Origin of the sequence: Enterobacter cloacae complex sp. IR5458, assembly GCF_049238025.1 — a bacterium.
Lineage (GTDB): Bacteria > Pseudomonadota > Gammaproteobacteria > Enterobacterales > Enterobacteriaceae > Enterobacter > Enterobacter kobei.
On the sequence record NZ_JBMKIF010000003.1, the window covers coordinates 225,441 to 242,298 of the forward strand.

Genomic DNA, 16,858 nt, shown 5'->3' on the forward strand with positions numbered 1-16,858 from the left:
AGCAAAAAAAACCTCCGCTGAAGCGCAGAGGTTTTGTCAGAAGCGACGTTATCGTGCCAGCCAGCCGCCATCCACCGCAATGGTATAACCATTGATGTAGTCCGAGGCTGAGGAGGCCAGAAACACAACCGGCCCCATCAGGTCACTCGGCAGACCCCAGCGCCCGGCCGGGATACGCTCCAGAATGGCCGCACTGCGTTCTTCGTCCGCACGCAGCTGCTGGGTGTTATTGGTGGCCATGTAGCCCGGGGCAATCGCGTTGACGTTGATATTGTGCTGCGCCCACTCGTTCGCCAGCAGACGGGTCACGCCCATCACCGCGCTTTTTGACGCCGTATAAGACGGCACGCGGATGCCGCCCTGGAAGGAGAGCATCGAGGCGATGTTAATGATCTTGCCGCCTTTTCCCTGCGCGATGAAGTGCTTTGCCGCCGCCTGAGACATAAAGAATACGCTCTTAATATTCAGGTTCATGACGTCGTCCCAGTCAGTCTCGCTGAAATTAATCGCGTCTTCACGACGGATCAGACCCGCGTTGTTGACCAGAATATCAATATGGCCCCATTCCGCCACCGCGCGCTCAAGCAGTTGCGGAATGCCGTCAATTTTACGCAGGTCGGCAGTCAGGCTAAGAAAACGACGCCCTAGCGCAGTCACGCGCTCAATCGTTTCTGTGGGTTCAACGATATTAATCCCGACGATGTCACAACCCGCTTCCGCCAGACCTAACGCCATCCCCTGACCCAGGCCGGTGTCGCAACCGGAAACCACCGCCACTTTGCCCTGCAGAGAAAATGCATCCAGAATCATGTTAGTTCCTTACTCTTCAGCGCCTGTCACCAACAGGCAGATAGATACTTAACTGCCCGCGACTAGCGCAGATCCTTAACAGCAACGTGGTCCATGTCATCGAAGACCTGGTTTTCGCCGACCATACCCCAGATGAAGGTATAGGCTTTGGTCCCTACGCCAGAGTGAATAGACCAGCTTGGTGAAATCACCGCCTGCTCGTTATGCATGACGATATGGCGCGTCTCCTGCGGCTGCCCCATCATGTGGAACACGCAGGCATCGTCGTCCATGTTGAAGTAGAAGTAGACTTCCATGCGGCGTTCATGGGTATGGCACGGCATGGTATTCCACAGGTTGCCCGGAGCCAGTTCAGTCAGCCCCATGCTGAGCTGGCAGGTTTCCAGCACATCCGGAACGAAATATTTATTGATGGTGCGACGGTTGCTGGTGAGGTTATCGCCCAGCGTTACGGGCGCTGCGTCCTCAGGCGTCACTTTTTTGGTCGGGTATGAGGTATGCGCAGGGGCGCAGTTATAGTAAAACTTCGCGGGCTTACCGCCGTCGATGCTGGCAAAGACCACCTCTTTCGCCCCTTTACCGACGTACAGCGCATCGCGGTGACCAATCTCGAAGCACTGGCCGTCCACAGTAATCGTGCCCGGCCCGCCGATATTAATCACCCCCAGCTCACGACGCTCCAGAAAATAGCTCACGCCCAGCTGTTTACCCACTTCTCCGCCCACGGAGACGGTTTTTGCCACCGGCATAATGCCGCCGACAATAATGCGGTCGATATGGCTGTAGACCATGGTGTACTTGTCGGCCTCGAACACCTGCTCAACTAAAAACTCACTGCGCAGCTCCTGCGTATCCAGCGTTTTGGCGTGCGCACTGTGAATGCTTTGTCTGACGTCCACGGTAACCTCCAGATGTGGTCATGCCCAAAAGAAGAAAATAAACGAAACAACGTTCCGTTTTCATGATGAACACATACTATCGGCATAAAATAGGCTTTTCAATTAAATTCAAAACAACGTTTCATTTTTTAATTTGTTTATAACGAAAATGACACCCGGATCACGGTTAAGAGGTATGGGAATGAAGGGAGGATAAAAAAAACCTCCCGGAGGAGGTTTCATTAATCAGGAAAGATTAGCGTTCGATGGCCAGCGCCACCCCTTGCCCGCCGCCTATACAGAGAGTTGCTATCCCTTTGCGGGCATTGCGTTTTTTCATTTCGTGGACCAGTGAAACCAGTATCCGGCAACCGGACGCCCCGATAGGGTGACCCAGCGCAATGGCTCCACCGTTTACGTTGACCCGCAGCGGATCCCACTCCAGCATTTTGCCGACGGAGATCGCCTGCGCGGCAAACGCTTCGTTCACTTCAATCAGATCCACATCGGAGAGTTGCCACCCTGCGCGATCCAGACAGCGACGGGTAGCGTAGACGGGTGCGATCCCCATCAGTGCCGGATCAACACCCACGCTGGCAAACGCCTTGATACGGGCCAGGACAGGGAGATCCAGCTCCAGGGCTTTGCTTTCACTCATCATCATAACGGCTGCGGCGCCGTCGTTAATGGAAGAGGCATTGCCCGCCGTGACCGAGCTCTGGGTTTCAAACGCAGGATTGAGTCTTGCCAGGCCTTCAGCACTGGCGTCAGTGCGCGGCTGTTCGTCAGTATCCACGACAACCACCTCGCCGTTCTGACGCTGCGTGCTGACCGGGACAATCTCGTCGCGAAAACGACCAGAATCAATCGCAGCACGCGCCTTTTGCTGGGAACTGAGCGCGTAAGCATCCTGCAATTCACGGCTGATACCGTACTCGCGCGCCAGGTTTTCCGCCGTCACGCCCATATGATAGTCATTGAACGCATCCCACAGCCCGTCATGCACCAGGCTGTCGAGCAACTGACTGTTACCTAACTGCGCGCCGGTACGACTGTCGGTGAGAACGTGCGGCGCACGGCTCATATTCTCTTGTCCGCCAGCAATAACCACATCCGCTTCACCGCATTGAATGGCTTGCGTAGCGAGATGAAGCGCTTTGAGTCCTGAACCACAGACGTCGTTGATGGTGATGGCGGATACGGTGTTGGGCAGACCGCCTTTCAGGGCCGCCTGGCGCGCAGGGTTTTGCCCGGCTCCGGCAGTGAGAACCTGCCCCAGGATCACCTCATCAATTTCGTGTGCGGCGACCCCGCTACGTTCCACCAGCGCTTTGACCACCACGCTGCCCAGGTCAACCGCCGAGTGACGCGCGAGCGCTCCCTGAAAACAGCCGATAGCTGTACGCAACGCACCCACTATGACGACATCTTTCATCACGACCTCTGTGTTAAATGACATGACGATAGTAGAGGATTGTTACTGGCAATTATCTTAATTGTTTAAAAATAGTGAGTTTAATCACAAGGATTAACGGACATCCTGCAGATACTGCCGCAGCCAGCTTCCGGCAACGCCGGGAGGGGATCGTTTATTCCACAGCAGATCGATGCCGATCGCCCTTGGCCAGCCAGGCACATTGAGCTGAACAAGGGATTTCGCGGCGGCAAATTCATCCACCAGCGCGCACGGCAACACGCACCAGCCGAATCCCTGCACTGCCATACTCAAGAGTAACAGGTAATTCGGTGCTGACCAGACGGGTCCTCGCGCAATTTCAGCCTCGCGTTCCAGATAGGTGCTAAGCCGCAGTTCGCGCCAGCCGTGCAGCTCGTCACTCTGCACTTCGGCTTGGCCCGCCAGGGGATGCGTGGTCGCAACATAAATTGCCATACGGGTCTGCATCGGCAGGCGGGTAACGCCAATGTCGGTGGGGTAACTGTCCCGCGCTTCCGTCAGCCCCACCTGCGCTCGCGCCTTTTGCAGCAGATCGATCACATCCTCTTCCTCGCCAATCAGACATTCGAACGCCGTATGGGGAAAGCGAGCGTCAAACTGCTTCATCATCTCTTCCAGCACGTCCGGGTTCAGGGTATCGGAAAGGACAAATGTCAGACGCGCCTCCGTTTGTGCCGTTAGCGACACCGCCAGTTCATCCAGCCGCGTGCTGGCGGCAAGGATGGCCTGCACATAACCCAACACCTGTTCACCCTGAGCCGTTAACACCGGCTGACGCGCCGAGCGGTCAAACAGCTCAAAACCGAGATCGGCTTCAAGATGGGCAATGGAGGTGCTGATCGTCGACTGACTTTTACGCAGCCGGCGTGCGGCGGCAGAGAAAGAGCCAGCCGCAACGGCCTCAACAAACGCGGTAAGGGCTTCAGGTGAATAGCGCATAACCTATCTACTTTATCGATGGATACCATCTTTAATATATCAGCTTTAACGATAAAAATAGGCCGCATCACCGCCCATACCGGCGAATTAATGAGGTCTACACTATGCAACATCAGGATGCACTCCACCGTAAACTGCCGGAGCGGATCTTCCATGCAGTCTGTTTCGAAGGGATTGCCACGGCGATCCTCGCCCCTACGGCCGCGTGGCTCATGCAGCGCTCCGTAGTGGAAATGGGGGGATTGACCGTTATTCTGGCCACTACCGCCATGCTCTGGAACATTATTTATAACTTCGGTTTCGACCGTTTCTGGCCAGTCCAGCGGGTAACACGCACGGCAAAAGTGCGTGCGCTGCACGCCCTGGGGTTCGAATGTGGATTTATTGTGATTGGCGTGTCGATTGTCGCTGCCGTGCTGGGCGTCACCTTGCTTCAGGCATTCACACTGGAAATAGGTTTCTTCCTGTTCTTCCTGCCCTACACCATGTTCTATAACTGGGCATACGATAACCTGCGTGAGAAATTCCTTAAGCGTCGCCAGCAACGACGCGCCCTGGCAGGCTAAATGCTCTCTGGCCGGACGCCTGTTCCGGCCAAACGCCAACGAAGCAACTGCGCTCTACGAGCATAACTATGGTAAATTGCACGCCATTCTGATGGTTTGATAGTTGAAACGTTGCTCTAATGTCGAAAATTTGGTCAAAAGATGAGACTCTCTGGAGTTTCGCTCTCTATGGCACGGCCGTGGGCGCAGGAACGCTGTTCTTGCCCATTCAGCTGGGCTCTGCAGGCGCTATTGTTCTGTTTATTACCGCCCTTGTGGCCTACCCGTTAACCTACTGGCCGCATCGCGCGCTGGCGCAATTTATTCTCTCTTCAAAAACAAAAGGCAATGAAGGGATCACCGGCGCCGTCTCGCACTATTACGGCAAGAAGATTGGCAATCTGATCACCACACTCTATTTCATCGCCTTCTTTGTGGTGGTGCAGATTTACGCGGTGGCCATCACCAACTCGTTAACCGAGCAACTGGCAAAACACCTGACGGTGGATACCGCCGTGCGCGTGCTGGTCAGTTTAGGTGTGGTGCTGGTGCTGAATCTGATCTTCCTGATGGGACGGCATATCACGATAAAGGTGATGGGCTTCCTGGTATTCCCGCTGATTGCCTATTTCCTCTTTGTCTCGATCTACCTGACCGGGAACTGGCAACCCTCGCTACTTACCAGCCAGATGGCCGTTGATCGCCATACGCTGCATCAGGTATGGATTTCCATTCCGGTGATGGTGTTTGCCTTCAGCCATACCCCGATTATCTCGACATTTGCCGTGGATCGTCGCGAGAAGTTTGCTGACGCCGCCATGGATAAATGCAAGAAGATCATGAAGGTGGCGTACCTGATTATCTGCCTGAGCGTGCTGTTCTTTGTCTTCAGTTGCCTGCTCTCGATTCCGCCGTCCTACATTGTGGCCGCCAAAGAGCAAGGGGTAACCATCCTGTCAGCACTGTCGATGATGCCCTCTTCTCCCGCATGGCTCGGCATTTCCGGGATAATCGTGGCGATTGTTGCGATGTCGAAATCGTTCCTCGGCACCTATTTTGGGGTCATTGAGGGGGCGACGGAGATCGTGAAGTCGTCGCTCAATCAGGTTGGTGTGAAAAAGAGCCGCGCCTTTAACCGCGCGATTTCCATTATGGGTGTGTCGTTAATTACCTTCGCGGTCTGCTGCATCAACCCGAACGCGATTTCGATGATTTACGCTATCAGCGGCCCGCTTATCGCCATGATTTTGTTTATCATGCCGACGCTGTCGACGTACCTGATCCCTTCTCTGAAGCCTTACCGCTCCCCTGGCAGCCTGCTGACGCTGATCGTCGGCGTGCTGTGCGTGTCGGTGATGTTTGTTGGCTAATGTTCCCGCCATACATTGTGCCGGGTAGCGCTGCGCTTACCCGGCCTACATTCCTACAGAGAATCACGCCCGGATATCGTCATATTCCCGCGTATTATCAAACTCATGTTTCGCAAACGGACACAGCGGAATAATTTTACGGTTCTCACCGCGCATCTTCTCGACCACTTTCGCCACCAGCTGTTTGCCAACGCCCTGCCCTTTCAGGCTCGGATCGACATCAGTATGCTCAATAATGCTCAGGTGCTCGCCGGTCGGCACGAAGACAATCTCCGCCACCTGATTTCCGTCTGCATCATTCACGTAAAACTTGTTATGGCCTTCCAGAATATCCATGGTTCCTCGCTTATTTTTGGCGATACTTCAGCGCACCGCTCGGGCAGGTATCAATTACGCGTACAACCGTTTCGACGTCCACTTCATCAGGAATAATCCACGGTTTACGTTTCAGATTAAACAGCTTTGCGCTCCCACGCACGCAGTTACCTGAGTGTTTGCAGATCCCGGTGTTGAAGTACACGTCAATTTTCTCGCCGGTATAGGCCCGGTAACCCGCATCCAGTAGTTCTTTATCCATGACATTGCCTCTGTAATTATTCTCGTGCTGAATGAAGCATAGCCTTACGGGATCCCGATGGCTATCACGCTGAAAACGAAAAGCCAGCTCACAACTCTTTTCTTACCGGATTGCGTCCACTATTTGCACATGTCAGGCTCCATAAATATCCCCTTTTCCAAGGCTAGCGCGGGTTGAATGAAACGCAGACTCTCTTTTCAGGTAAAGCTGTTTTTAGCGCTGGTGTGCTTCTCCTGCCTGCTGTTAGTGCTGCTGGGTACGATCCTGTTTCATTTTATTGACCGGCAGCTCCATCACGATCTCGGCCAGCGCGCCCGGGTTCAGGCCAGTGAGATTGCGCTGATGCCGGGTCTGGCGGAAAAGGTGGCGGCCAGAGATATCCCCGGCATCGCCCGGTTAATTCAGCCGCTGCGTGCCGAAAGTGACGCCAGCTATATTGTGATTGGCGATACCCACGAGCAGCATCTTTATCATTCGGAATCCCCGGAGCGCATTAATTTACCGATGATCGGCGGTGATAATGCCGAAGTACTCAAGGGCAAAACCATTATTTCCGTGCGTCAGGGCGGGATTGGGGTTTCGCTGCGCAGCAAAGCGCCCATCTTCAATGCACAGCATCAGGTGATTGGCATTGTCTCGGTCGGCTATCTGACTTCGTATATCGCCAACATTAACGCCCGCATTCTCTGGCAGGCCGGTTTATACGGGATTGCCCTTCTGCTGCTGCTGTTTATTTTCTCCTGGCTGTTTACCCGCAACCTTAAAAAACAGATGTTCAGACTTGAGCCGAAAGATATTGCCCAGCTGGTTTTGCAGCAAAGGGCGCTGTTAGAAGCCATGTATGAAGGGGTATTTGCCGTCAATGAAGAGAAGCAACTGATTTTAATTAACCGCGCGGCACGAGAAATGCTGGATATTCATCGGAGTGAAAAAGATCTTATCGGCAAGCCGCTGGACGAGGTTCTGCAAACCTCGCCGGGGTTTTTAACACAGCGCTACGCCTCGGTGAGCAGCGGCCGCCACGACCAGATTGCGGTACTTAACCAGCGCGAGGTCATCGTCAACCGCGTGGCGATTGAGGTCGAGCCTGGCGTTGAAAGCGGCTGGGTATACAGCTTTCGCGACAAAAACGACATTAATACCCTCAGCAGCCAGCTCAGCCAGATCAAACGCTATGCCGACAACCTGCGCATTATGCGCCACGAACAGCTGAACTGGACCGCGACGCTGGTGGGGTTGTTGCAGATGAAACACTATGACGAAGCGATCCGCTATATCCAGGTGCAGTCGGAAGGAGCACAGCGCGTGCTGGACTTCGTGTCGGCCCATTTTGCCTCTCCGGCCTTATGCGGGCTGCTGCTCGGGAAATATGTCAGCGCACGGGAAAAAGGGGTTGAGCTACAGTTTGATCCCGCATGCCAGCTCACCCGCATGCCGTCCCGCCTCAGTGAAACGGAGCTGATGTCCATTATTGGTAATTTGCTGGATAACGCCGTGGATGCGACCCTCACCGCACCGGTCCCCGCGCCGGTAGAGCTCTATATTTCCGATCGCAACCAGGAGCTGCTGATTGAGGTGGCCGACCGGGGCTGCGGGGTGGATGATGCGCTGAAGCCGCATATCTTTCGACAGGGATTCAGCAGCAAGCCGGACAGTGAAAACGACATTGTGGGTACCGAGCACGGTATCGGCCTGTTTCTGGTGGCAGGCTATATCAACAAAGCGGGCGGCAGCATTGAGATTGCCGACAATACGCCGCAGGGCACGATTTTCTCTGTATTTATTCCGAATGGGCTAAAGCATGACCCAAGCACTTGATGTTGTGATCGTTGAGGATGAGCCGCACCTGGCGGAGCTGCATCGCGAGTATATTGAGCAGAACTTTCATCTGCACGTGGTGGGCATCGCCGCGTCGATTGAGCAGGCATGCAGCCTGATTCGCCAGCATCAGCCGCGGCTTATTCTGCTGGATAACTATCTCCCGGACGGCAAAGGCGTGGAGTTAATCGACACTCCCCTGTTGAAAAGCTATGAGTGCTCGGTGATTTTCATCACCGCCGCCAGCGATATGCAGACCTGCAGCCATGCCATGCGCAGCGGCGCGTTTGATTACCTGATTAAACCGGTCTTTTTCCAGCGCCTGCACGCCTCGCTGGAGCGTTTTATGCGCTTCATCCACACCGTGCAGCAGGTAAAAGTCGTTGACCAGCATGCGCTGGATCGCCTGTTTAACCTGCCTGCTGCGGAATCCCCGCACACGCCGTCGACGAAGGGCATTGAGCCTCAGACCCTGGAGCGGATCAAACGGCTGTTTGCCGATCGTCCCGACAGCGCAATGTCGGTGGAGGAGGTCGTGGAAAACGTCGGGGTCAGCAAAACCACGGGGCGTCGCTATCTTGAATACTGCGTGGAGAGTGGGTTAATCAGCGTCGAAATGCTGTACGGCAATATCGGTCATCCCAGAAGGCTATACCGTAAAGCCCCCGATAAAACGTAATCCGCGAACATTAGCCAGCAAACGTTCGCGGATTCTATGGTGTTAATTGCTGAAACGACGGTGACAATCACACTTCGGAATCATCGCCCGCTTCCCCCTATTGTGGGTGGAGGCCGATAGGCTATGTTGACAATTAGTTCCTCAAATGTAACTAAAAGGTTAACTATAATGTCGAACACATTCCGAATTTCTCTGATTACCGCTACCGTCCTGTTCTCCGCTTCTGCGCTGTCTGCCCTGCCGCAGGGCTATCCGGCTGAGTATCAAAAGGTTGTCGATGCCGCCACGAAAGAGGGCAAAGTTGTCATCTACTCCACCACCGACACCAAAGCCGCCGGGCCGCTGATCGAAGGCTTCGAAAAAACGTATCCAGGCATCAAAGTTGAATATAACGACATGAACAGCACGGAACTGTACAACCGTTTTATCAGCGAACAGGCCTCCGGTGGCGGGAGCGGTGATGTGGTCTGGAGCTCGTCCATGGACACCGGACTGAAGCTCGCCGCTGACTACGCTATGGAGTACAAATCGCCGGAGCAGAGCCAGCTGCCGAAATGGGCGGTCTGGAAAGATAAGGCGTACGGCACCACCTATGAGCCGGTGGTCTCTATCTACAACAAACGCCTGATCCCGGCCGGTGACGTGCCGGATTCACACGCCGCGCTGGCGAAGCTGATTGCCAGCCAGACGGATAAATTCAAGAGTAAAGTCACCACCTATGACATTGAGAAATCGGGTCTTGGTTTTATGCTCTCAGTGCAGGATCACAAGGCCGATCCAAATTACTTTAAAACCCTGGCCGACGTTGCCAAAGGTGGCTTAGCGGTGCAGTCGTCTACCGGCACCATGATGGAGAGGGTCTCCTCCGGTGAAAACCTGATCGGCTTCAATATCCTTGGTTCTTACGCTGAAGCGCGTGCGAAGAACGACCCGTCGCTCGGCATAGCCTATCCAAAAGATTACACCCTGGTGCTGTCGCGCGTGTCGTTCATCAGCCAGCAGGCGCAAAACAGCAATGCGGCAAAACTGTGGCTGGACTATGTGCTGTCTGAAAAAGGCCAAAGCATCCTGGCAAATCAGGCGGACATTCCATCCATTCGTAACGATATCGAAGGCAAAAACGATATCGACGGCCTGACCAAAATCCTCGGCAATGCGCTGAAGCCGATCCCGGTTGATGAATCGCTGCTGGAGTATCTGCAGCCGAAGAAACGCCTGGAGTACATCAAAGAATGGCGTGCAGCCGCCGCCAAATAAGCGTCCTGGCGCGGCGGCGTGCGCCGTCGCGCGTCTGTTCATCTGACTGAGTTCATTTTTCCGGGCTGCAACACCAGGGATACCCCATGAATACATTACGCAGAAAGTGGCAAAGCCTGCCGCGCGGTATTGTCGTGTTGATAACCGCCCTGGTTATCTATACGCCACTGTCGTTTATCGTGATACAGAGCTTCCTGTCAGCTCCGTTCTTTTCCCCGGCAAAAGAGTGGAGCCTTGAATCATTTGGTTTTATCTTCACCGACCCTGATTTCTACAAGGCCCTGAGAAGCGGCTTTCTTCTCGCGTTCGGGCTGGTCATCATTGCCATTCCGCTGGGTGGCGTGCTGGCGTTTCTGATGGTGCGTACCGATCTGCCAGGCCGACGCCTGATCGAACCGCTGATCCTGGTCCCGATTTTCGTTTCACCGATGGTGCTGGGTTTTGGCTATGTGGTGGCTGCCGGTCCGGTGGGCTTTCTGTCCCTGTGGGCACAGGCGCTGATCGGCTTTGTGCCGTGGAACATCTATGACATTTCGAGCATCGTGGTCATTGCCGGCCTGACGCATGTTCCGCATGCCTATCTCTATATTTCCTCCGCGCTGCGTAGCGTGGGCTCCGATGTGGAAGAAGCCGCGCGCACCGCGGGCGCCTCTCCGCTACAGGTGATGACCTCCGTCAGCCTGCCGATGGTGCGGCCATCCATCCTGTACGCCATCGTGCTGCTGTTCTTCCTCGGGCTGGAAGTGTTTGGTCTGATGCTGGTACTTGGCGATCCGGAAGGCAACATGGTGCTGGCGACCTATCTGTACCAACTGACGAACAAGCTCGGAACGCCTTCCTATCATCTGATGGCGGCGGTCGCCGTGGTGCTGATTTGCATCACTATCCCGCTGGTCATGCTCCAGCGTCGCCTGATGCGCACCGCCAACCGCTTTGTCACCATGAAAGGGAAAGCCTCTCAGGCTCGCGCGTTACCACTGGGTAAATGGCGCTGGGTGGCCGGGGCGGTGGTCGCCTTCTGGCTGACTGTCACCATCGGCGTTCCCCTGCTTGGCGTGGTGCTGCGCGCGTTCATCTCCAACTGGGGGGTGGGCGTTTCACTGTGGGACGAGCTTTCGCTGAGTACCTTTCGCACCATCTGGGCGCAGCCTAACCTGCTGCGCGCCATCGTCAACTCGATGTCGATTGGCGTGATTGGCGGCGCACTGGCCGTCGCGTGCTACCTGTTTGTTGGTATTGCCATGCACCGTAAACCGGACAACACCACGCGGTTCCTGGATTACAGCGTGCTGGTGCCGCGCGCCGTGCCGGGATTGCTGGCGGGTCTGGCCTTTTTGTGGGTGTTTCTGTTCCTGCCGATGTGGCTGGATAACGCCCTGAAATCCGGCTGGCTTTCCGGATTCGTCTGGACCGACTGGATGCGCGAAAACGTCATCGTCTGGCTGCGCTCGCTGCGCAGCACCATTTTCAGCGTCTGGCTGGCTTATACCGTGGTGTGGATGGCTTACGGACTGAGGCTCATCTCTTCCACGCTGTTGCAGGTGGGGCCGGAGCTTGAAGAGGCGGCACGCAGCACCGGCGCGACGCGCGGCCAGATCACCCGCCATGTCACCATTCCGCTCTCCCGCTACGGGCTTATCGGCTCATGGCTGCTGATGTTCCTGATCTTTGAGCGCGAATATTCAACCGGTGTGTACCTGCTCTCCCCCGGCACGGAAACCATCGGCTCGATGCTGGTTTCCCTGTGGGCCGCGGGTGCAATTGATATCGTGGCGGCGCTCTCTTTCATTAATATCCTGCTGGTCGTGGTAGGTCTGGGCATTGCCCTTCGTTTCGGAGTGAAATTACATGATTGAATTAGCGGTTGACGATCTGCACTTAACCTACGGCGACAATCCTGTTTTAAAAGGGGTCTCCATGAACCTGAAACGCGGCGAAGTGGTCTCCCTGCTGGGCCCTTCCGGAAGCGGCAAAACCACCCTGCTGCGCGCCGTCGCGGGTCTGGAAAAACCGACTCAGGGGTCGATTGTCATTGGTCAAAATAAAGTTTATGACGGTACGCCGCGCAGCGAGGTTCCGGCGGAGGAGCGTAACCTGGGGCTGGTGTTCCAGTCCTACGCCTTGTGGCCGCACAAAACCGTATTTGAAAACGTGGCCTATCCGCTCAAGTTGCGTAAAGTCCCGACTAAAGAGATCCAGCAACGCGTACAGGATGTGCTGGACCAGCTGGGTCTCGGTCATCTTGGTAAACGTCACCCGCACCAGCTCTCAGGCGGGCAGCAGCAGCGCGTGGCGATTGGCCGGGCGCTGGTCTATAACCCGCCGGTGATTTTGCTGGACGAGCCGCTGTCCAACCTCGATGCCAAACTGCGCGAAGAGGCCCGCGTATTTCTGCGCGAGCTGATCATTAAGCTCGGGTTATCCGCGCTGATGGTGACGCACGACCAGAACGAAGCGATGTCGATTTCTGACCGCATCCTGCTGCTCAACAACGGTAAAATTGAGCAACAGGGTACACCGCAGGAGATGTACGGTTCGCCGAAAACGCTGTTTACGGCCGAGTTTATGGGCAGTAATAACCGCCTGCATGGCAAAATCACCGAAGTACGCGACGGCAAAGCACGCATTGCAGGAAAAGACTGGGTGCTCTGGGGCCAGGCGGGTGAAGGGGTGCAGAGCGGTAATGAGGCTACGGCGGTGATCCGTGTCGAGCGCGTGGCGGTGGTCGAGGGGCCGGGGGAAAATCAGCTTGCGCTGCCGCTCCTCACCAGCATGTATCTTGGCGACCGCTGGGAGTACCTGTTCCGCACGGCGGGGGATGATTTCGTGATCCGCGCTTACGGGAATGAGCTTCGCGACCCGCAGCATTGTCATCTATCGCTGCCAGAGAAGCATGTCTGGATATTCCCGAAAAACTAGAGAAATCGGCCTGCCATTCAGTGGCTAAACGGGATGGCAGGCCGACAATCAAAGCGCGAATGCGCTCCTCCATACTTATTTCAATCGTTTACCTGTTTCATCAACGACCTTCTCGCCGTCTTCCTTCGCGAAAGCCGCTTTCTGCGCATCCGGAAGAATATCCAGAACCACTTCTGAAGGACGGCACAGTTTGGTTCCCAGCGGCGTCACGACAATAGGCCGGTTAATCAGGATCGGATGCTGCAGCATAAAGTCGATTAACCGATCGTCAGTAAACTTATCTTCCGCCAGCCCCAGTTCTTCATAAGGCTCGACATTTTTACGCAGCAGTGCCCGTACCGTGATCCCCATATCTGCAATGAGTTTGACCAGTTCATCGCGAGACGGCGGATTCTCCAGGTAATGAATGACGGTGGGTTCATTTCCGCTGTTGCGGATCATCTCCAGCGTATTACGCGACGTACCGCAGGCCGGGTTGTGATAAATAGTGATGTTGCTCATAACAGTATCTCATTACAAAGTGAAAGAGAGACGTAGCGCCAGCGCGGCCAGCGTTACAAACAGCACAGGCAGAGTCATAACGATCCCGGTGCGGAAATAATATCCCCAGGTAATCGTCATGTTCTTCTGTGAAAGGACATGCAGCCAGAGCAGCGTTGCCAGGCTCCCAATAGGGGTGATTTTTGGCCCCAGGTCGCAGCCAATCACGTTGGCGTAGATCATCGCCTCTTTGATAACACCGGTTGCGGTGCTGCCATCAATAGAGAGCGCACCAACCAGCACGGTCGGCATGTTATTCATGATGGAGGACAGGAATGCCGTCAGGAAGCCGGTACCCAACGTCGCGGCCCAGAGTCCTTTATTCGCCAGCACGTTCAGCACACCTGAAAGGTATTCGGTAAGCCCGGCGTTGCGCAGACCGTAGACCACCAGGTACATCCCCAGCGAGAAGATGACTATCTGCCAGGGTGCGCCATGCAGCACTTTGCCCGTGTTAATGGCATGGCCGCGTTTCGCCACAGCAAACAGGATGACGGCCCCCACCGCCGCAATCGCACTCACCGGAATACCGAGCGGCTCAAGGACGAAAAAACCTACCAGCAACAGAATTAAAACGACCCAGCCGGTACGAAACGTCGCCGGATCTTTAATCGCTTTTGCCGGTGTCTTAAGAAGAGACAGCTCGTAAGTCGGCGGGATATCTTTGCGAAAGAACAGATGCAGCATCACCAGCGTGGCAACAATGGCTGCAATATCGACCGGGACCATCACCGACGCGTATTCGGTGAACCCCAGACCGAAGAAGTCTGCCGAAACAATATTCACCAGGTTCGACACGATAAGCGGCAGACTGGCGGTATCGGCAATAAACCCGGCGGCCATCACGAATGCCAGCGTGGTGCCTTTGCTGAACCCTAATGCCAGCAGCATGGCAATCACGATCGGTGTCAGAATAAGAGCAGCACCGTCGTTGGCAAACAGTGCCGCTACCGCTGCGCCGAGCAGAACGATATAGGTAAAGAGCAAACGGCCCCGACCATTCCCCCAACGCGATACATGCAGCGCTGCCCATTCGAAAAAGCCGGATTCATCAAGCAGCAGGCTAATAATAATGACGGCAATAAACGTTGCCGTCGCGTTCCAGACGATATTCCACACCACCGGAATATCGCCTAAATGCACAACGCCTGAAATTAAAGCCAGGGCTGCGCCCAGCGTCGCGCTCCAGCCAATTCCCACCCCCTTCGGCTGCCAGATAACCAAAACAAGGGTCAGGACAAAAATAGCGCCTGCCAGTAACATAAAACCTCCTGACAGGGCGGCTCTGCCGCCCTGTATTAACCAATAAATTAACGCATCAACGCTCTGAGCTTTTCGATACCGGCAGGCTCTGACGCCAGTAACGGAATAAGCGCTATACGGTCAGCATGCTGATGCTTAACCGCCTCAATCTGCGGCAATTCCTGCCGGGCGCGCTGGCAAAGCAATGGAGAATGCGTATCCGCAATAGAAAGGCTGTTATTGATAATCCAGCCCCACGGATGAATCCCCGCGCGTTCAAGATCGGCCTGCAAATTCGCTGCCTCCAGCACAGGAGTGGTTTCCGCAAGCGTAACCAGCAGCACTTTGGTTCGCTCCGGGTCCTGGAGCTGCATCATCGGGGTAGTAAAATGGCCTTTGTCGCCCATTTTTTTGGCAATTTCGCGGTGATAAGCACCGGTTGCATCCAGCAGCAACAGCGTATGCCCCGTGGGAGCCGTATCCATCACCACAAACCGCTTACCTGCTTCGCGGATCACGCGGGAAAATGCCTGGAAGACGGCGATCTCTTCAGTACAGGGGGAACGTAAATCTTCTTCCAGTAGCCGTTTCCCTGCTTCGTCCAGATCTTTTCCCTTCGTCTCAAGGACATGCCGGCGATAGCGTTCGGTTTCCTCGTGTGGGTTGATCCGGCTGACCTGCAGGTTATTCAGGCTGCCATTTAACGTTGTGCTGATATGTGCGGCGGGATCGGAGGTGGTGAGATGGACATCAAACCCCATGTCTGCCAGCCTGACGGCGACGGCAGCCGCCATCGTGGTTTTACCCACGCCACCTTTGCCCATCAGCATAATCAGGCCGTGTTCGTTACGGGCGATATCCTCGACCAGGCCAGAGAGCGATGCGTTTTCAGGCGTATCCAGGGCATTCGTTGCAGGGAGCGGTAATGCCTCAGAACGGCTGTCCAGCAGGCCCTTTAATGCCGACACGCCAACCATGTTGACGGGTTGCAGTAATAAGGTATCTGTCGGCAGCCCGGATAAACCGGCAGGAAGATTTGCCAGTGCCTCTTGCTCCCGTTGCCATATCGCAGCAGCCAGTGCGTCATGTTCCGCTTCGGCTGCCGGCAAAACGCCATTAATCACCAGATACTGGTTTTTCAGGCCGATCGCCGCCAGTTCTTCATGGGTGCGGGCGACTTCCTGCAAAGTGGATTTCTGCAGTCGTGCAACCAGAACCAGACGGGTACGCGCAGGATCGGATAACGCCTCTACCGCGTGTGCGTACTGCTCACGCTGCTTTTCCAGCCCGGCCATCGGGCCGAGACAGGAAGCACCGTCCGGGTTACTTTCAATGAAGCTACTCCATGCACCGGGAAGCTGGAGCAGGCGGATCGTGTGGCCCGTCGGCGCTGTATCAAAAATGATGTGATCGAAGCGGGTCAGCAGGGAAGCGTCTGTCAATAAACCGGTGAACTCATCGAACGCCGCAATCTCAGTCGTACAGGCGCCGGAAAGCTGCTCGCTGATGCTGTTAACGACGTCATCAGGCAAAAGCCCCTTAACAGGATCAACGATTCTGGCGCGATACTGCTGTGCAGCTTCCTGTGGGTCAATCTCCAGAGCGGAAAGCCCGGGAACGGCATTAACAGAGTGGATCGTGTTACCGATAGTTTGATCAAAGACCTGGCCGACATTGGAAGCGGGATCGGTACTCACCAGCAATACCCGCTTACCCCGTCCCGCCAGGCGGATAGCCGTCGCGCAGGAAATGGAGGTTTTGCCCACACCGCCCTTTCCGGTAAAAAACAGGTAAGGCGGGATATTCTGTAAGAATTTCATATGTCCTC

16 protein-coding genes are annotated in these 16,858 nt (G+C 55.2%); 7 read left to right on the forward strand and 9 right to left on the reverse strand.

From position 1 onward, the window contains the following. Positions 1 to 48 precede the first annotated feature (48 nt). The 4 genes from kduD to ACOTYN_RS03940 form a co-directional block, all read right to left on the reverse strand. Positions 49 to 810: a 2-dehydro-3-deoxy-D-gluconate 5-dehydrogenase KduD gene (kduD, locus tag ACOTYN_RS03925; RefSeq protein ID WP_014885097.1), complete on the reverse strand. Its 762-nt coding sequence runs from the start codon at positions 808 to 810 to the stop codon at positions 49 to 51. A gap of 62 nt (positions 811 to 872) precedes the next feature. Beyond that, positions 873 to 1,709 carry a 5-dehydro-4-deoxy-D-glucuronate isomerase gene (kduI, locus tag ACOTYN_RS03930; RefSeq protein WP_071922922.1) on the reverse strand — a complete coding sequence of 279 codons (837 nt, stop codon included), beginning with the start codon at positions 1,707 to 1,709 and terminating at the stop codon, positions 873 to 875. Between the two features lie 235 nt (positions 1,710 to 1,944). Further along, a complete protein-coding gene (locus ACOTYN_RS03935; protein WP_332956390.1) occupies positions 1,945 to 3,123 on the reverse strand; it encodes an acetyl-CoA C-acetyltransferase in 1,179 nt (392 codons plus the stop codon). Positions 3,124 to 3,216: 93 nt separating this feature from the next. After that, a complete protein-coding gene (locus ACOTYN_RS03940; RefSeq protein WP_045281958.1) occupies positions 3,217 to 4,083 on the reverse strand; it encodes a LysR family transcriptional regulator in 867 nt (288 codons plus the stop codon). 104 nt (positions 4,084 to 4,187) lie between these two features. Here ACOTYN_RS03940 and ACOTYN_RS03945 point away from each other — a divergent pair, with 104 nt between their 5' ends. Together ACOTYN_RS03945 and ACOTYN_RS03950 are read left to right on the forward strand one after the other, a co-directional pair. Beyond that, positions 4,188 to 4,649 (forward strand): multidrug/biocide efflux PACE transporter, encoded by a 462-nt coding sequence (locus tag ACOTYN_RS03945; RefSeq protein WP_023331229.1) that lies wholly within the window; start codon positions 4,188 to 4,190, stop codon positions 4,647 to 4,649. A 119-nt stretch (positions 4,650 to 4,768) separates the two neighbouring features. After that, complete coding sequence (locus ACOTYN_RS03950; RefSeq protein ID WP_045281959.1) at positions 4,769 to 5,998, forward strand: amino acid permease; 1,230 nt, start codon at positions 4,769 to 4,771, stop codon at positions 5,996 to 5,998. A 63-nt stretch (positions 5,999 to 6,061) separates the two neighbouring features. On the opposite strand, the gene ACOTYN_RS03955 is transcribed toward ACOTYN_RS03950, so the two are convergent. Next, the gene (locus ACOTYN_RS03955; RefSeq protein ID WP_014071634.1) at positions 6,062 to 6,334 is read right to left on the reverse strand and encodes a GNAT family N-acetyltransferase; all 273 of its coding nucleotides are present in this window, start codon (positions 6,332 to 6,334) and stop codon (positions 6,062 to 6,064) included. 10 nt (positions 6,335 to 6,344) lie between these two features. Continuing rightward, a complete protein-coding gene (gene yjdI / locus ACOTYN_RS03960) occupies positions 6,345 to 6,575 on the reverse strand; it encodes a 4Fe-4S mono-cluster protein YjdI (RefSeq protein WP_008499689.1) in 231 nt (76 codons plus the stop codon). A gap of 177 nt (positions 6,576 to 6,752) precedes the next feature. Here yjdI and ACOTYN_RS03965 point away from each other — a divergent pair, with 177 nt between their 5' ends. The 5 genes from ACOTYN_RS03965 to ACOTYN_RS03985 all read left to right on the forward strand — a co-directional run bounded on the left by ACOTYN_RS03965 (position 6,753) and on the right by ACOTYN_RS03985 (position 13,248). Beyond that, positions 6,753 to 8,393 (forward strand): ATP-binding protein, encoded by a 1,641-nt coding sequence (locus ACOTYN_RS03965; RefSeq protein ID WP_014885103.1) that lies wholly within the window; start codon positions 6,753 to 6,755, stop codon positions 8,391 to 8,393. Then, complete coding sequence (locus ACOTYN_RS03970; RefSeq protein WP_014885104.1) at positions 8,377 to 9,072, forward strand: response regulator; 696 nt, start codon at positions 8,377 to 8,379, stop codon at positions 9,070 to 9,072. The genes ACOTYN_RS03965 and ACOTYN_RS03970 overlap by 17 nt, the downstream gene beginning before the upstream one ends. A gap of 168 nt (positions 9,073 to 9,240) precedes the next feature. Continuing rightward, on the forward strand, positions 9,241 to 10,329 hold the full coding sequence (locus ACOTYN_RS03975; protein ID WP_332956388.1) for an ABC transporter substrate-binding protein: 1,089 nt from the start codon (positions 9,241 to 9,243) through the stop codon (positions 10,327 to 10,329). 86 nt (positions 10,330 to 10,415) lie between these two features. Then, entirely contained in the window at positions 10,416 to 12,185 is a 1,770-nt protein-coding gene (locus tag ACOTYN_RS03980) for an ABC transporter permease (protein ID WP_071922921.1), read from the forward strand. Further along, a complete protein-coding gene (locus ACOTYN_RS03985) occupies positions 12,178 to 13,248 on the forward strand; it encodes an ABC transporter ATP-binding protein (RefSeq protein WP_332956383.1) in 1,071 nt (356 codons plus the stop codon). Before ACOTYN_RS03980 ends, ACOTYN_RS03985 begins: the two co-directional genes overlap by 8 nt. Positions 13,249 to 13,323: 75 nt before the next feature. Here the strand turns inward: ACOTYN_RS03985 and arsC are convergent, their stop codons facing one another. Genes arsC through arsA form a run of 3 tightly spaced genes read right to left on the reverse strand, consistent with a single transcriptional unit; the run spans position 13,324 to position 16,850 of the window. After that, the gene (gene arsC, locus ACOTYN_RS03990) at positions 13,324 to 13,749 is read right to left on the reverse strand and encodes a glutaredoxin-dependent arsenate reductase (protein ID WP_014885108.1); all 426 of its coding nucleotides are present in this window, start codon (positions 13,747 to 13,749) and stop codon (positions 13,324 to 13,326) included. A 12-nt stretch (positions 13,750 to 13,761) separates the two neighbouring features. Next, positions 13,762 to 15,051, reverse strand: coding sequence for an arsenite efflux transporter membrane subunit ArsB (arsB, locus tag ACOTYN_RS03995; protein ID WP_071922919.1), 1,290 nt, complete (start codon positions 15,049 to 15,051; stop codon positions 13,762 to 13,764). Positions 15,052 to 15,098: 47 nt separating this feature from the next. Further along, positions 15,099 to 16,850, reverse strand: coding sequence for an arsenite efflux transporter ATPase subunit ArsA (arsA, locus tag ACOTYN_RS04000; protein ID WP_071922918.1), 1,752 nt, complete (start codon positions 16,848 to 16,850; stop codon positions 15,099 to 15,101). Positions 16,851 to 16,858: the final 8 nt, after the last annotated feature.

Excerpts from the sequence above, each read along its gene's own strand:
- ACOTYN_RS03935 (WP_332956390.1), bottom strand. The coding sequence starts at position 3,123 with ATGAAAGATGTCGTCATAGTGGGTGCGTTGCGTACAGCTATCGGCTGT.
- ACOTYN_RS03980 (WP_071922921.1), top strand. The coding sequence starts at position 10,416 with ATGAATACATTACGCAGAAAGTGGCAAAGCCTGCCGCGCGGTATTGTC.
- arsB (WP_071922919.1), bottom strand. The coding sequence starts at position 15,051 with ATGTTACTGGCAGGCGCTATTTTTGTCCTGACCCTTGTTTTGGTTATC.
- ACOTYN_RS03970 (WP_014885104.1), top strand. The coding sequence starts at position 8,377 with ATGACCCAAGCACTTGATGTTGTGATCGTTGAGGATGAGCCGCACCTG.
- ACOTYN_RS03950 (WP_045281959.1), top strand. The coding sequence starts at position 4,769 with ATGTCGAAAATTTGGTCAAAAGATGAGACTCTCTGGAGTTTCGCTCTC.
- ACOTYN_RS03985 (WP_332956383.1), top strand. The coding sequence starts at position 12,178 with ATGATTGAATTAGCGGTTGACGATCTGCACTTAACCTACGGCGACAAT.
- ACOTYN_RS03955 (WP_014071634.1), bottom strand. The coding sequence starts at position 6,334 with ATGGATATTCTGGAAGGCCATAACAAGTTTTACGTGAATGATGCAGAC.
- arsA (WP_071922918.1), bottom strand. The coding sequence starts at position 16,850 with ATGAAATTCTTACAGAATATCCCGCCTTACCTGTTTTTTACCGGAAAG.
- ACOTYN_RS03945 (WP_023331229.1), top strand. The coding sequence starts at position 4,188 with ATGCAACATCAGGATGCACTCCACCGTAAACTGCCGGAGCGGATCTTC.
- ACOTYN_RS03965 (WP_014885103.1), top strand. The coding sequence starts at position 6,753 with ATGAAACGCAGACTCTCTTTTCAGGTAAAGCTGTTTTTAGCGCTGGTG.
- kduD (WP_014885097.1), bottom strand. The coding sequence starts at position 810 with ATGATTCTGGATGCATTTTCTCTGCAGGGCAAAGTGGCGGTGGTTTCC.
- ACOTYN_RS03940 (WP_045281958.1), bottom strand. The coding sequence starts at position 4,083 with ATGCGCTATTCACCTGAAGCCCTTACCGCGTTTGTTGAGGCCGTTGCG.
- ACOTYN_RS03975 (WP_332956388.1), top strand. The coding sequence starts at position 9,241 with ATGTCGAACACATTCCGAATTTCTCTGATTACCGCTACCGTCCTGTTC.
- arsC (WP_014885108.1), bottom strand. The coding sequence starts at position 13,749 with ATGAGCAACATCACTATTTATCACAACCCGGCCTGCGGTACGTCGCGT.
- yjdI (WP_008499689.1), bottom strand. The coding sequence starts at position 6,575 with ATGGATAAAGAACTACTGGATGCGGGTTACCGGGCCTATACCGGCGAG.